At 39.1% G+C, this 14,383-nt stretch carries 16 protein-coding genes and 2 tRNA genes; 13 read left to right on the forward strand and 5 right to left on the reverse strand.

Going from position 1 to position 14,383, the window contains the following annotated elements; translation table 11 throughout:
- Positions 1–70: 70 nt before the first annotated feature.
- The 3 genes from OCI93_RS13005 (at position 71) to OCI93_RS13015 (ending at position 2,999) form a co-directional block, all read left to right on the forward strand.
- A complete protein-coding gene (locus OCI93_RS13005; RefSeq protein WP_261626571.1) occupies positions 71–2,077 on the forward strand; it encodes a methyl-accepting chemotaxis protein in 2,007 nt (668 codons plus the stop codon).
- A 195-nt stretch (positions 2,078–2,272) separates the two neighbouring features.
- Positions 2,273–2,608, forward strand: a complete 336-nt coding sequence (locus OCI93_RS13010) for a zinc ribbon domain-containing protein YjdM (protein ID WP_261593448.1) — start codon at positions 2,273–2,275, stop codon at positions 2,606–2,608.
- A gap of 88 nt (positions 2,609–2,696) precedes the next feature.
- Entirely contained in the window at positions 2,697–2,999 is a 303-nt protein-coding gene (locus tag OCI93_RS13015; RefSeq protein ID WP_261593449.1) for a DUF1330 domain-containing protein, read from the forward strand.
- Between the two features lie 84 nt (positions 3,000–3,083).
- Here the strand turns inward: OCI93_RS13015 and OCI93_RS13020 are convergent, their stop codons facing one another.
- From OCI93_RS13020 to OCI93_RS13040, 5 genes are read right to left on the reverse strand one after another with little or no spacing between them, the layout of a single operon-like run.
- The gene (locus OCI93_RS13020) at positions 3,084–3,413 is read right to left on the reverse strand and encodes a TusE/DsrC/DsvC family sulfur relay protein (RefSeq protein WP_261626572.1); all 330 of its coding nucleotides are present in this window, start codon (positions 3,411–3,413) and stop codon (positions 3,084–3,086) included.
- 3 nt (positions 3,414–3,416) lie between these two features.
- Complete coding sequence (locus OCI93_RS13025; protein WP_261593451.1) at positions 3,417–3,689, reverse strand: hypothetical protein; 273 nt, start codon at positions 3,687–3,689, stop codon at positions 3,417–3,419.
- On the reverse strand, positions 3,686–4,042 hold the full coding sequence (gene tusC, locus OCI93_RS13030) for a sulfurtransferase complex subunit TusC (protein ID WP_261593452.1): 357 nt from the start codon (positions 4,040–4,042) through the stop codon (positions 3,686–3,688). Before tusC ends, OCI93_RS13025 begins: the two co-directional genes overlap by 4 nt.
- Positions 4,039–4,392, reverse strand: coding sequence for a sulfurtransferase complex subunit TusD (gene tusD, locus OCI93_RS13035; protein ID WP_261593454.1), 354 nt, complete (start codon positions 4,390–4,392; stop codon positions 4,039–4,041). The genes tusC and tusD overlap by 4 nt, the downstream gene beginning before the upstream one ends.
- 55 nt (positions 4,393–4,447) lie before the next feature.
- Complete coding sequence (locus OCI93_RS13040) at positions 4,448–5,113, reverse strand: Bax inhibitor-1/YccA family protein (protein ID WP_261593455.1); 666 nt, start codon at positions 5,111–5,113, stop codon at positions 4,448–4,450.
- Positions 5,114–5,351: 238 nt separating this feature from the next.
- Between OCI93_RS13040 and OCI93_RS13045 the strand changes: the two genes are divergently transcribed.
- The 10 genes from OCI93_RS13045 (at position 5,352) to OCI93_RS13090 (ending at position 14,189) form a co-directional block, all read left to right on the forward strand.
- Positions 5,352–5,442: transfer RNA gene (locus OCI93_RS13045), tRNA-Ser, on the forward strand.
- Between the two features lie 43 nt (positions 5,443–5,485).
- Positions 5,486–5,576: transfer RNA gene (locus OCI93_RS13050), tRNA-Ser, on the forward strand.
- Positions 5,577–5,720: 144 nt separating this feature from the next.
- Positions 5,721–6,095 carry a hypothetical protein gene (locus OCI93_RS13055; RefSeq protein WP_261626573.1) on the forward strand — a complete coding sequence of 125 codons (375 nt, stop codon included), beginning with the start codon at positions 5,721–5,723 and terminating at the stop codon, positions 6,093–6,095.
- Between the two features lie 141 nt (positions 6,096–6,236).
- Positions 6,237–6,698, forward strand: a complete 462-nt coding sequence (locus OCI93_RS13060; protein WP_261626574.1) for a GAF domain-containing protein — start codon at positions 6,237–6,239, stop codon at positions 6,696–6,698.
- Entirely contained in the window at positions 6,695–6,976 is a 282-nt protein-coding gene (locus OCI93_RS13065; RefSeq protein WP_261593458.1) for a hypothetical protein, read from the forward strand. The genes OCI93_RS13060 and OCI93_RS13065 overlap by 4 nt, the downstream gene beginning before the upstream one ends.
- A 12-nt stretch (positions 6,977–6,988) precedes the next feature.
- The gene (gene proQ / locus OCI93_RS13070; RefSeq protein ID WP_261593460.1) at positions 6,989–7,639 is read left to right on the forward strand and encodes an RNA chaperone ProQ; all 651 of its coding nucleotides are present in this window, start codon (positions 6,989–6,991) and stop codon (positions 7,637–7,639) included.
- 11 nt (positions 7,640–7,650) lie between these two features.
- Complete coding sequence (gene prc, locus OCI93_RS13075) at positions 7,651–9,681, forward strand: carboxy terminal-processing peptidase (protein WP_261593461.1); 2,031 nt, start codon at positions 7,651–7,653, stop codon at positions 9,679–9,681.
- 184 nt (positions 9,682–9,865) lie between these two features.
- The gene (gene nhaC, locus OCI93_RS13080; protein ID WP_261593463.1) at positions 9,866–11,323 is read left to right on the forward strand and encodes a Na+/H+ antiporter NhaC; all 1,458 of its coding nucleotides are present in this window, start codon (positions 9,866–9,868) and stop codon (positions 11,321–11,323) included.
- A gap of 42 nt (positions 11,324–11,365) precedes the next feature.
- Positions 11,366–13,960 (forward strand): aminopeptidase N, encoded by a 2,595-nt coding sequence (gene pepN, locus OCI93_RS13085; protein WP_261626575.1) that lies wholly within the window; start codon positions 11,366–11,368, stop codon positions 13,958–13,960.
- 7 nt (positions 13,961–13,967) lie between these two features.
- Positions 13,968–14,189: a DUF2835 domain-containing protein gene (locus OCI93_RS13090; RefSeq protein WP_261593465.1), complete on the forward strand. Its 222-nt coding sequence runs from the start codon at positions 13,968–13,970 to the stop codon at positions 14,187–14,189.
- Positions 14,190–14,383 lie beyond the last annotated feature (194 nt).

Here is a 14,383-nt window from a genome sequence, read left to right on the forward strand (position 1 = left end):
ATTAAAATTAAACTATAAGCTAATCATAAACGTACTATATTTTAGTATGTTAAATTTTAGAGTGAGTTTTATGTGGCATTCAATATCTAGGTTTGTTTCTAAAAACCTAACTGGCGTTGTACTGTTACCTTGCGTATTACTAACAGGTATCGTTGTGTTTGATGTTACGATGTCGGCTAATAGGATGTATGACGCGAGTGAGGCTCGAAGTAATGCATTGCTTAGTAAGTACGTGCTGGATGTAGTACATGAATCACAAAAAGAGAGAGGTCGGTCTGCGGGGTATATTGGCTCTGAAGGTCAGCGTTTTGGTACTCAATTGTCTAGGCAAAGAAATGAAACTGACCAAATTGTATCTAGGATCAATCAGGAATTAGAGCGCTTTTCAGATATATCGGATCCGATGCAACAAAAATTAAATGTTTTTTTGTCAAAAATTGACCGTGTAGAAGCGACTCGTCGAGGTGTGAGCAATCTATCACTGCCCTTAGCAGATGCATTAGCGGTGTATACAGCCATTAACGTTGCAGGGTTAGATTTAGTAATGACAGCTGCTCGTTCCAGCAAAGAGCAAGTTATCGCTACTGAGTTAGTAGCTGTATATAACTTTGCATACGCTAAGGAGTCGGCTGGTATTGAACGAGCTGTGTTGTCTAATGTATTTGCTAAAGATAGATTTAGTAAGGAGCTCAAAAGTAAGTTTATAGAGCTTTCAACTAAGCAACATGTATATATAGAAGAGGCCATTGCTGCAGCACCTGAAAAAATGGCAAATATGTTTGAAGCTGCATCTGAATCTCGTGACGCGCAAGTAGTCAAAAATTTTCGACAAAAAGCTTCAGCAATTGATTCAGATTTTGGAGTAGATTCGGAGCAATGGTTTGATGCAGCAACAAGGCGAATAGATGCATTTAAAGAGGCAGAAGAACAAGCGCTGGCTATCGTGATAAAAACGGCATCGGGCATCAAACAATACTCTGTAAATTTACTGATAATTGAAAGCATTATTTTAATGGTTGGTGTGCTTATTACTTTAGCGCTGTTTTTATCTATTCAAGTGCGACATCGTCAATCCCAAGCAATTGCACAGGGGATCTCTATTGCAATTACTGACAAAGATATGACCCACCACATAGAAGTAATGAGTTTAGACGAGCTTGGCGAGTCAGCTCAGCGTATAAATCAATTAACAAGTGAAGTAGAAGATGATTTAGTTATTTTTAGGAAAGTATCTAAGAAAATAGCAACGTCGACTCATGAAACAGCCGTTGCGATTAGTCAAAGTCAAGTGAACTTAGTAGAACAACAAACGGGTATTCAGACTATTGCATCGGCGGCAGAGCAAATGAGTGCGAATGTACAAGGTATTGCTTTATCAATGAGCGAAAATTCAGAGTATGCGAAAATGGTAGCACTGGAATCTGTTGCCGGGCAAGAGGTTGTGTCGGACGCGGTGAGTGTAATTCAACAAGCATCTGAAGATATGGCAAAGTCTGCACACACAGTTGATGAACTCAATGAACGTGTTGGTAGCATTTCTAGCATGGTTGATATGATCCAAAGTATTGCTGAACAAACTAACTTATTAGCCTTGAATGCAGCGATTGAAGCGGCAAGGGCAGGTGAACAAGGGCGTGGTTTTGCAGTAGTGGCTGACGAAGTAAGAAGCCTTGCAAGTAGAACACAAAAGTCGACGGAAGAAATTTCAGCATTAGTATCTGAATTGCAATCAAGCTCAAAGCATGCTTCTCAAGTGATAACGCAAGGAAAAGAAAATGCCATACAGGGCGCGAGCAGGGCTGAAGAGATAAAGCTGGCACTCAGCAAAATTGTAGAGCAAGCGAAAAAAGTAGAGTCTGTTACCGAATCTGTTTCTATAAGTACACAACAGCAAAGCGACGCAATTGAAGAAGTGAGCAAAAATATTACGGATATTTTTCAAAAAGCGACTGAAAATGTTGCTGGAACTGAACAAATAGCCGTTTCTGCATCTAGTATTGCAGAAGCTGCTATGGAAATGGACGACTTAATTGATAGATACAAAGTACGACGGGTTGAAGGCGACGAGTATTATTAACTTGTTTAATTATTTTGTGAAACTAGCAGCGCCTTAAGGGCGCTTTTTATTGACTTTTTCTTTTAAAATACACGACACAAATATAAAAACCCTGTCGCTAAATGATATACTGGTCAGCCTAAGTATTTTAGTGCTGCAAAGCGACTGGCGCAAATGCTGGTGGTGATTCAAACTTTAAAATGAGTATAGTAGCTTATGTTATTCCCTCCTTGCCCAAAATGTCAGTCTGAATATGTATATCAAGATCAAAATAACCTCGTATGCCCAGAGTGTGCACATGAATGGGACCCATCAGAAATTAAAGAAGAGCAGTTGCTGCGCGTCAAAGACGCAAATGGAACCTTATTGTCTGACGGTGACAAAGTGACCATTGTAAAAGATCTCAAAATTAAAGGCAGTTCACAAGTGATTAAAATTGGCACCAAGGCCCTAGTAAGGCGAGTTTTAGATAAAAAAGATCATGAACTAGATTGCAAAGTAGATGGGGTAGGTGAAATGATGGTGACTGCAAAGTTCGTGAAAAAGGCATGACCTTGGTTCATAACTTCCAGTTTTGTTAATGTTTGATATCGAAGAAAAATATCAACACCCATGTTCATAAAGTGAAGGAGCTAGAACTATGTATGAAATGTTAGTAGGTTTGGAGGTTTCAGATAATGAAATTTATGCGCAATATAGAGCGGCCATGAAGCCTATTTTAGCCACCTTTGAAGGGGCTTTTGGGTATGATTTTATGGTGTCAGAGGTGTTACTCTCACAAGTAAGTGAACCAATAAATCGTGTTTTCACAATTAACTTCCCAACTCAGCTATCAGCCAATAATTTTTTTGAAGATAATGACTATCAAAGTATTAAGAGTCAGTATTTTGAAGCATCAGTACGTAATACGGTGATTATTGCCAGCTACGAAAAACAAGCTTAGTAGCTCTGTATCGTTCACATGGATAGTAATTCTAGCGGACCAGAATGAAAAACTGTGTGAACGACATTTGGGGTGCCTAAGAGACTAAATACATCTTGCAGGCTTGGGTAAGCCAGCAATTTTAGTTGCTTGTTTTGCCGGGCCTTTTGGAAATAGTTTATATAAATACATACTGTTTCCTTTATCTTCACCAAGCTTTTTGGCCATTGCTTTTACTAACATGCGTATTGCTGGGCTGGTATTATATTCTTCGTAAAAATCGCGAACAAAATTGACTACTTCCCAATGAGCTTCACTTAGAGTTATGCCTTCTTGCTCTGCAATAATGGGTGCGAGTTCTTTGTGCCATTTCGTGTGGTCAAGTAAATAGCCTTGACTATCTGTATCGATTGTTTGATTGTTAAATTCTATCATTTATTACCAACTTATTGATTTTTTTGCGTTATCAATAAGTTCTACCCATTTGATATCACTGATTAAGTTAATCTTATTTTTAGGAATGATGCCTCTCGCGACAGCGCAGTTTGTTAGCATAAAATGTTGACCCGGCAATTCGCTATAGCGTTGGTGGTCGTAACAAGCATCCCCAATAAGCACAATTACATCTTCATTGGTTATAAGATGCTCTAAGTTTAAGTTTTGATAGTAAGCAGCAGGCTTAGCGAGTAAGTGTACAGTTTCAAGAGTCATAAGTTCACCACAAAGTTTTGCTGCTGTAAAAGTTGCTGCTGTTGCTGTTTATTAAGCGCAATTACTGCAATATTTAATTGCTGCTCGTCTAGTTGATATTTCTCCATGGCGTCTGCGCAAACATACACTTGTTCAATATCATATATCTCTAGTGTTTTGATGGCTTTAAAATAGTCTTTTAGCCCAATATGGCTTGCTGATTGAGGCTTTTTTAAAGCCAGCACCGCGCTATCTAATAACAGCCATGATATGTTTTGATCTATTGCTGCATATATTAATGCGGTGTCTAATGCATCGCGTATTTTTTGTCTATCAAATGGGCTGGTTGTACTGATAACTAATACATTTTTCATTTGAATTGCACCCATTTATCGGCTTTGGCGCTTAACATAGCAAATTCAGCCAATCCAGCCACTTTGAATAGCCCTGTATTTTTAACATCTATTGCGCGTTTTTCAGCGGCTGTAACACATAATAACAAAGTAATATCTAAGTCAGCGAGTGCTTGCCATGTAGCCTGAACATTTAGTTCGTCAGAAGAAAGTTGTAAATACTGGGATGCGTGATTGACGGCATCTTGGTATAGAAAAATACAGTCAATTTGGTGACCGCCTTGTATTGCGCTATGCGCAAAGCGAGATAGTTGCTGTAAGCAGTTATGATCTGCAATATCGCTATGTAAAGATAAAACAAATTTACTCAAAAAATGACCATAAAAAAAGCCCCATAATGGGGCTTAGTTTACCAGATATGACTGGTTAGTCATCATTTGCGCCTAAAAGAGCAAGTAATGAAGTAAATAAATTATAAATGCTAAGGTACAAGCCAACCGTTGCTAACACATAATTGGTCTCACCACCGTTGATGATACGGCTTGTATCATAAAGGATGAAGCCTGACATTATTAGTACAACAGCAGCATTAAGTGCCATAAAAGCGATACTACTTCCAATAAATAGGTTTACTAAGCTTGCTATAACCACAACGATTAAACCAACCGTTAAAAAGCCACCCATGAAAGAGAAGTCTTTTTTAGTAGTTAGTGCATATGCAGATAAACCAAAGAAAATTAAAGCAGTTGAACCCAAAGCTTGCATGATTAACATGCCACCATTTGGCATAGCTGCATAATGGTTAAGTAGAGGTCCTAAGCCAAAGCCCATAATACCTGTAAATAAGAAAACTAAGCCAACCGCAGAAGATGAATTTGCTTTTTTGTGAATTACAAAAATTAAACCCAGACCAACGAGTGAGCATATTATGCCAGTAAAGCGTGGTAATGCCATTGTCATTGAAATTCCGGCAGTGATGGCACTGAATGCCAATGTCATTGCCAAAAGAAAGTATGTATTCTTTAATACTTTGTTAGTTTCAATGGTCGACATTGCCGGTTGAGCAGTATCGTACGAGTGATTGAACGCCATGGTTAAACTCCTTAGTGAGCAAATGTTCCAATAATTAAACTGAGTTAAGATTACCAAGAGTTATATGGTTCGGCAAACATTGTCGATCAAATAGAGTCGTGAAATTGGCAAAAGTTCCCTTAGATGTCAAAAGTTGCTTTACATTTGAGCAAATGTGAGGTTTTTTGAACACTTGAACTTTTTTTTGCAAAAAAAGCTTCACATTATCGATTGGATTCTCTAATATTCGCTCCGCTGCGGAGAGATGGCTGAGTGGTCGAAAGCACCGGTCTTGAAAACCGGCAAGGGTTTGTAGCCCTTCTAGGGTTCAAATCCCTATCTCTCCGCCACTAATTATTTATGCAGCATTATTATGGTGTGTATTACAAATTTGGAGAGATGGCTGAGTGGTCGAAAGCACCGGTCTTGAAAACCGGCAAGGGTTTGTAGCCCTTCTAGGGTTCAAATCCCTATCTCTCCGCCACTATTCTTTGAATAGCAAACCGCTGAACATATCAGCGGTTTTTTTTTGCTTAAATTTTGCTGATTGTAGACCAAAGTCCACTAGTTAATATATTAATATGTTGCAATCTAATTGGTGGTTTATTTACTTGAGTTTACAGCTGCTATGAAACTAAAAATCGCTAAGTGTGTCTTGTTATCCCTGCTTTCTCCTGTATTTGTTGGGTGTGTATTAGGTCTGTACTTTACTGTCACAAATGCTGGTGCAGGCATAAATGTATTTATCAGTATGGTCGCGATTGCAATTTCTAATGCCTACATAGTGGGTTTGTCGATGGCCGTGTTTGTGGTGCCAGGGTATTGGTTTTTACATAAAAATAGTAAGGTACGCTTCGATATGATACTCATGCTAGGTATGTTGGGAGGCGCAGTATTTAGCTATGTTTTCTCAGCTAAAGAGGGCGGTGCACTGCTTATCAATACGATAATGGCAACTTTAGCAGCAGGCTTGTTTTTATATGGGCTAAGACGTTTCGCATAAGTTAGCAGCTGTAAGCTGCTCTATATTTAGCCAAGTAGCACTATATTTACGGATATTTAATACTTTTTCGCCAGAAAAGGTTTCAATTAATTCTTTGAAAGAGTACCTTAGACTTTTGTATGTTGTAACGTGATTTAGTAGATGCAAAAGCAAGATTTTTATCAGTCACTCACAAAGCAAGCTCAAGCGTTAATTAGTGGTGAAAGCAATGTGATTGCCAATATGGCAAACTTAAGCGCGTTGTTGTTTACGTCTTTAGAAGACATAAACTGGGCGGGCTTTTATTTTGTTGATAGTCCACAAGAGTTGGTGTTAGGTCCTTTTCAGGGCAACCCAGCTTGTATCCGTATTCCTATGGGTAGAGGTGTTTGTGGCAGCGCTGCATACTCTAAAAAGACCCAGTTAGTAGAGGATGTGCATGCCTTTGATGGGCATATTGCGTGTGACGCCGCGTCAAACTCAGAAATAGTGATCCCTGTATTTAAAAACGGTGAAGTATTTGCTGTTTTAGATATCGATAGTCCGAGTTTATCTCGATTTGATGAGTCGGACAAAAACGGTCTTGAAAAATTAGTGAAAAGCTTTGAGTTGACACTATCGTGAAAGACTTATTAAACGTACAAGATTACTTGTTCTCAATTGCCGATGTAGGTGATTGGGAAGGTGAAGAAGAACATGTTGCCGAAACTTTAAATGAGCTTATTCATTTCGCTTGGCAGCAGTTACCAGATGATCTCGAGTGTGAAATCATCGATAATTTAATCAACGGTATTTGGGAACATCTTCGTGGTGATTTAGCTTTACTAGAAGCTGAATTTGAAGAGTTAACAGACTGGGTAATACACTATATCCAATCATCATTAGATGAACAGAAGTCATAAATAGGTTCAAACATGGAAACCACAAACAAGCTAAAAGATATTAATGAGGTTCTGGATTTTTTATATTCAGAGTTTCCTCAGTGTTTTAAACAAAAAGATGGTATTAAGCCATTAAAGGTCGGTATTTTTAAAGATATCGCAGAGCGTATTGAAGGCTCAGAGAAAGTAAGTAAGACGCAGGTTCGTCAAGCATTGCGCAAATACACTTCTAATTGGCGTTATCTCGAAGCCGTGACAAAAAATGAATTTAGGATTGACTTAGATGGCAATGATGCCGAAAAAGTTGAACAAGAGCATATTGAGCACGCACAAAAGGCGCTTGAAGAAAGCCGAGCTAAAATGGCTAAACGTAAGAAGCCACAGCGTCCTCGTCAGGACGGTGAAACAAAATCTTACAAAAAGAAAGGTGCGCCTCATCCTCGTCAAGGCGATAAAAACGCTAGAGTTAATAAGAAGCCAGCGCCTCAGCAAGCTAAGCGTAATCCAGGAAAAGTTGAACCATTACCTGCTAACGAGGTCAAGGTTAATAACAAAGTAAAAGTTAAGTTAGGCCAAGCACTTGTAAATGCTACTATTACAGAAGTCAACAAAGAAGAAGTGCATGTTGAATTAGTAACTGGTATGCAAGTAAAAACTAAAGTTGATAGCCTATACATCGTTTAAGGAGTTTGCGTATGAGTAAAAAGTTGACACTCATTCATGTTATCGCCGCGTTATTATCTGGAGCAGCATATGCTTCATCAAATACGGTTACAGAGAAGGATATTCCGGTGCTTGCGCCAGAAGCCCAACATACAACGGCAAGCAAAAGAGTGACCAACCTATTTACTCGCCAACATTATAAACGATTTAGTTTTGATGACGCTTTGTCACAAGAGATCTTTAACCGTTATATCGACTCACTTGATTTTAACCGTTCGGTTTTTTTGCAAAGCGACATCAAACAGTTTGAAAAATTTCAAAAGCAATTTGATGATGCATTGAAAAGTGGTAAGTTAGAATTTGCTTACGAGCTATTCAATTTAAGTATGAAACGTCGATTTGAGCGTTTCCAATATGCACTTTCATTGCTTGAAAATGAAATGGTATTCGATAAGCCCGACAATTTTCACTATGACCGAGAAGATACCCAGTTTGCGACAAGTCAAGCAGAGTTAGATGAACATTGGCGTCAGCGAGTTAAATCTGATGCGTTACGTTTGAAACTAACGGGTAAAGAGTGGAAAGAAATAAAAGAAATATTGGCTAAGCGTTACAACAATGCGTTGAAGCGGTTGGTACAAACTAATAGCGAAGATGCATTTCAAATTGTGATGAATGCATTTGCGCGCAGTGTTGAAGCTCACACCTCTTATTTATCTCCCCGCAGAGCTGAACAGTTTAAAATGGATATGGACCTTGAGCTTGAAGGTATTGGGGCTGTCTTAGGTTATGACGAAGATTATACTACCATTCGCTCATTAGTTCCTGGTGGACCTGCAGATAAATCCGATAAAATTAAGCCTGAAGATCGAATTGTTGGTGTAGCACAAGATGGTGAAGAGTTTGTAGATGTAATTGGTTGGCGTCTAGATGATGTTGTGGATTTAATTAAAGGACCGAAAGGGACTAAAGTTAGGTTGCAATATTTGAAAGGGTCAGACACCCACGGCACACCAAAAGTAGTTGAAATTGTGCGAGACAAAATTCGCTTAGAAGATAGAGCTGCAAAATCGGAAGTATTTGAAGCTAAGTACTCAGACCTAACGAGTAAAATTGGTGTAATTGAAATACCAAGCTTTTACAATAACTTGTCCAAAGACGTAAAAGTTGAAATCACCAAACTGAAAGAACAAAAAGTTGATGGTATCGTTATTGACTTACGCCAAAATGGTGGTGGTTCACTGTATGAGGCAACGCAGTTAACAGGGTTATTTATCGACCAAGGGCCTGTGGTGCAAATTCATACAGCTTATAATCGTGTGGAAGAGCAAAAAGACCGTGACGGCATTACATTTTATGATGGTCCAATGACAGTTCTTGTTGATAGATATAGTGCCTCAGCATCTGAGATATTTGCTGCGGCTATTCAAGATTACGGTCGTGGAGTCGTGATTGGCGAACAAACCTTCGGTAAAGGTACTGTTCAACAGCATCGTGGGTTAAGTAAAAACTATGACTTATTTAGTAATGCACTTGGCAGTGTGACTTATACCATTGCTAAGTTTTATCGTATTAATGGCGGCAGTACACAAAATAAAGGGGTAGTCCCAGATGTGCTATTACCTTCAGCAATAGAGCCTGAAGAGTGGGGGGAAAGCCAAGAAGACAATGCGCTCCCTTGGGATAGCATAAAAAGAGCACGTTATAGCAGTTTAGATAATTTAAAACCTGTTGTTGAGTATTTGCAATCTAAGCATATTGCGCGTGTCAAAGTTGAGCCTGAATTTAAATACGTTTATGATGATATTGCCCGCTACAAAGAACAAAAAGATGAAAAGAAAATATCTTTGGTTGAAGCGCAAAGATTGAAAGAGCGAGATGAAGCAAAGCTTCGTTCGTTAACTCGAAATAACGAGCGTTTAAAACGATTAGGTAAGGAACCAGTTGAGAACTTAGATGACTTACCAGATATTTTATCAGAGTTAGACCCATATTTAGAAGAAGCTGCACTGATAACTCAAGATCTTATTTCATTTGGTCGGTTAGCGAAAAATGATGTTTAAAAATCGCTCAATATCGATATAAAAAGGCGCTACGGCGCCTTTTTTGTTACGACTTGCGCTACGAATTTGCTATTATCCACGCCAGTAATTTTACGAATAACAAGATTAGGTCATTACCATAGCCCCAGGGGTTGTGCGTAAAAATAATAATAAGCATGAATATTCATGCATAGGAGAGTTCAGTTTGAAACAACCTAAACAACCCTCATATCTAGATGCGTTTATACCAATTACCGTTTTAGTTTGTTTGCTCGGTGCGGCTGTTTACCTTTATGGTGACAACTCGTCATCAGGACCAAACCAAATAGCATTACTATTTGCTACTTTTACTGCGGCATTGGTCGGCTTGAAAAATGGTTATACATGGAAAACACTTGAGGATGCGATGATAAAAGGCATTACGCTATCCCTTGGTGCTATTTTAATTCTACTGATGGTGGGGGCTCTAATTGGTACTTGGCTGCTCTCAGGCACGGTTCCTACATTGATCTACTATGGCTTACAAATAATCAGCCCAAGTTGGTTTTATGCTGCCAGTTGTATGATTTGCGGCATAGTGGCTATGAGCATTGGCAGTTCATGGACAACAGCCGCAACAATTGGTGTGGCTCTATTGGGGGTGGCCACAGGCTTAGGCCTAGACCCAGTGGTAACCGCTGGGGCTGTTATTTCAGGTGCTTATTTTGGTGATAAATTAAGCCCTTTGTCTGAAACCACTAACTTAGCTCCAGCGGTAGCTGGCAGTGATTTGTTTGAGCATATTCAACATATGCTTTGGACAACAGTGCCAAGCTTTGTAATTGCACTAATTATTTTTACTTTTATGGGCTTTAGCGCTGATGTAAGTAGTGATATCGGTCGCATAGAAGAGATTGTGACCATATTAAAGAGTAATTTTAATATAAATCCCGTGATGTTGGCCCCATTACTCATTTTACTTATTTTAGCCTTTAAAAAAATGCCTGCTTTCCCTGCAATTTCAATAGGCGCTGTAGTGGGTGCCGTTTGGGCAATGCTGTTTCAAGGTGATTTAATTCAAAGCCAAATAGATGCGTCTCAAGGCCAATTAGTAGGCTACTTTAAGTTGGTATGGGCTACATTTTATGAAGGCTTTAGTATTACCACCGGAGATGGCAAAATGGATGATTTACTCAGTGGTGGTGGCATGTCAAATATGTTAACGACCACATGGCTGGTAATGACTGCTCTTATGTTCGGGGCGATTATGGAAAAGACCGGTTTGTTAGAAGTTTTTGTACGGAGTATTTTGAAAGTCGCAAAAAGTACGGGTTCATTAATCGCATCAACGGTAGCTACGTGTATTGGCACAAATGTTGTAGCGGCTGATCAGTATATAGCAATCGTTGTCCCTGGTAGGATGTTTAAAGAAGAGTATGAAAAAAGAGGGTTGAAACCTGTTAACTTATCTCGAACTCTAGAGGATGGCGGTACCATTACAAGCCCCTTAATCCCATGGAATACTTGTGGTGCATACATGCAAAGTGTGTTGTTAATTAATCCACTTGACTATGCGATGTATGCATTCTTTAATTTAATTAATCCTGTGTTGGCAGTGATTTATGCTTACTTAGGTATTAAAATCTTACGTATCAAGCCAAAGAATATGCCACAGCAAGTTTAATAATATTGCCCCGTTAGTTCGGGGCATTTTTGAGGAAAAACGATGCAAATTAAACCTCAAGCTAAGTATCTAAAAGACTATCAGGCACCATCTCATGAGGTGACTCGTTTAGAACTTACTTTCGATTTACACCCTACCAAAACGAAGGTTAAAGCCAAAGCTCATTATATTGCCAATTGTGGAACAACTTCACTGGTCCTTGATGGTGTTGGTTTAACGCTACTGTCTATAAATGTAAATGGTCAACCTTTTGAACACTTCGAATGCCAAGAGCAGCACTTACAGCTTAGTAACTTACCGAATGAGTTTGAGTTGGAAATAGAGACTGAGATCTCGCCAAAAACCAATACTTCGTTAGAAGGGCTGTATCTATCTGGTGGTGCGTACTGTACACAATGTGAAGCTGAAGGTTTTAGAAAAATCACCTATTTTTTAGACCGCCCAGACGTTCTTACCATTTATACCGTCACGGTGATAGGCGAGCAATCAATGCCATGCCTACTTTCTAATGGTAATCAAGTTGAGTCAGGTCAATTGGACGATGGACGCCACTTTGCTAAGTGGCATGATCCATTTAAAAAACCAAGTTATTTGTTTGCATTAGTCGCAGGTGATTTTGACAAACTTGAAGATATGTTTGTTACTTGTTCCGGTCGTAAAGTTAATTTGGTTTTATTTGTTGATAAAGGAAACTTAGCAAAAGCACCTCACGCTATGGCCTCGCTTAAACGAGCAATGAAATGGGATGAATCACGCTTTAAGTTAGAATATGACCTAGACATTTACATGATTGTTGCGGTAGATTTTTTCAACATGGGGGCAATGGAAAACAAAGGCCTGAATGTATTCAATAGTGCCTGTGTTTTAGCCAATCAACAAACTGCAACAGATAGAGATTATCACACGATTGAATCTATCGTTGGACATGAATACTTTCATAACTGGACTGGTAACAGAGTGACCTGTAGAGATTGGTTTCAGCTATCCTTAAAAGAAGGTTTAACGGTATTTCGTGACCAAGAGTTTAGTAGTGACTTAGGCTCTCGAGGTCTAAATAGAATAGATGCTGTGATGGCTATGCGCACACATCAGTTTGCTGAAGATGCGGGCCCGATGGCTCATCCGATTCGTCCTAATAAAGTTATTGAAATGAATAATTTTTATACAGTGACGGTGTATAACAAAGGGGCGGAGGTGATCCGCATGATGCATACGCTGCTTGGCGAAGAGAATTTTCAAAAAGGTATGCAATTATACTTTGAACGCCATGACGGACAAGCTGTTACGTGTGATGACTTTGTTGCGGCCATGCAGGATGCCAGTCAAACTAACCTAAGCCAGTTTAAACTTTGGTATGAGCAAGTTGGTACGCCAACACTAACTGTAGCGACCGAATTTGATGACATCAGTGCGACGTATACATGTACTTTCACCCAGAAAAATGCTCAAAATGACCCGGTTCAAAGTCCATTGCATATCCCATTCGCGATAGAATTACTGGATAAAAATGGGCATGCTTTAGCGCTTAAAGTTAATGGGAAAACCACCTCGAAAATTATCGATGTTACTCACCCAGAACAAAGTATCACATTTGAGCAGATACCAGAGCAACCAGTTGCCGTATTACTAGAAGATTTTTCTGCCCCAGTAATTGTTAATTACGATTATAAACTATCTGAACTTGTTCATATTATTGCGCATGCAAGCAGTGATTATGCACGCTGGGAGGCGACGCAGCAGGCTTTTAAATTAGAAGTCCTCGAAGGGGTCAAACAGTATAATGCACATGGAACCATATCGCTATCGTGTGAGTTGGTAGATACATTCAATGCCCTGCTATGCAAACGGCAAGGCGATTTAGCTTTACTTGCAGAGCTAATAAGGGTGCCAAGCTTTGATACACTCTCAAGTGAGTTTGAGTGCATACCTGTAGATGCACTCAATACGTGTATTGTGCAATTTGAATTAGATATTGCTACTCGCTTGGCTAATCCTTTGAAACAAACCTATGAATCATGTGAAGAAAAAGGTGAAATGAGTCATAAAGCCGTATCTGCAAGAGCATTAAAAAATGTGTGTTTGTATTACTTAGCAATGGTCTGTGATGAAAAGATATTATCTTGGATACAGTCACAATTGGACTGTGACAATATGACATTGAAGCTTGGCGCTCTAAAAGCCGTGTTTAATGCACAATTACCTTGTTCGGAACCTAGCATGGCTGTTTTTGATTCTCAGTGGCGTCATGATTTGTTGGTGATGGATAAGTGGTTTGCCTTACAAGCAACACAAAAATCCGATCAGGCTATTGCAAATATCAAAAATTTGTACGAACACCCTTGCTTTGATAAGTCAAACCCAAATCGCGTTAGAGCACTGGTTGGTAGCTTTGCGCGTGGTAATGCAGTGCAGTTCCATCGACTTGATGGCCAGGGGTATCGTTTATTAGGTGACTTACTTGTTGAACTTAACGCGATTAATCCACAAAATGCTTCTAGAATGTTAACGCCATTTATGTCGTGGAAACGATATGATAAAGCGCGGCAGAAATTGATGAAAGAACAGCTTGAGCGCTTGTCGAAGTTAACAGACTTAAGTGGTGACTTATATGAAAAAGTTGATAAAGCTTTGAACTAGGTGAATGATGCAGGAGTATTTTTTCTCGATACATTTAACTTATGATGAGTGCATGGAATATTACCATGGCAACATCAAATATATTCAGGTTACTGAAGATGCAGGAAAGCGGATCCGCTTTCCTGCTAAGCATATTAGAAGATTTGTTTCATCTTTAGGGGTAAGAGGGCGCTACCGTTTATGTCTAGATGGCCAAAATGGCTTTGTTTCGCTTGAAAAAATTGCTTAATTTAGAATTTTAACTCAGTCATATTGTATTTTTGTTAAATGGGTTTGTTATAAACTTAAATTACGTGTTATAAATTATCTGGTAGGACGTCTTACCAAGAGTGAAAATACGGCCTAAATGCCAAAAAAGTACCGATTGAGCGCGTTATATTTGTAATTTTGATAATTCGCTTCTATCGTAGTGACAACAAAAAA

Source organism: Pseudoalteromonas holothuriae (genome assembly GCF_945859825.1).
Taxonomy (GTDB): Bacteria; Pseudomonadota; Gammaproteobacteria; order Enterobacterales; family Alteromonadaceae; genus Pseudoalteromonas; species Pseudoalteromonas holothuriae.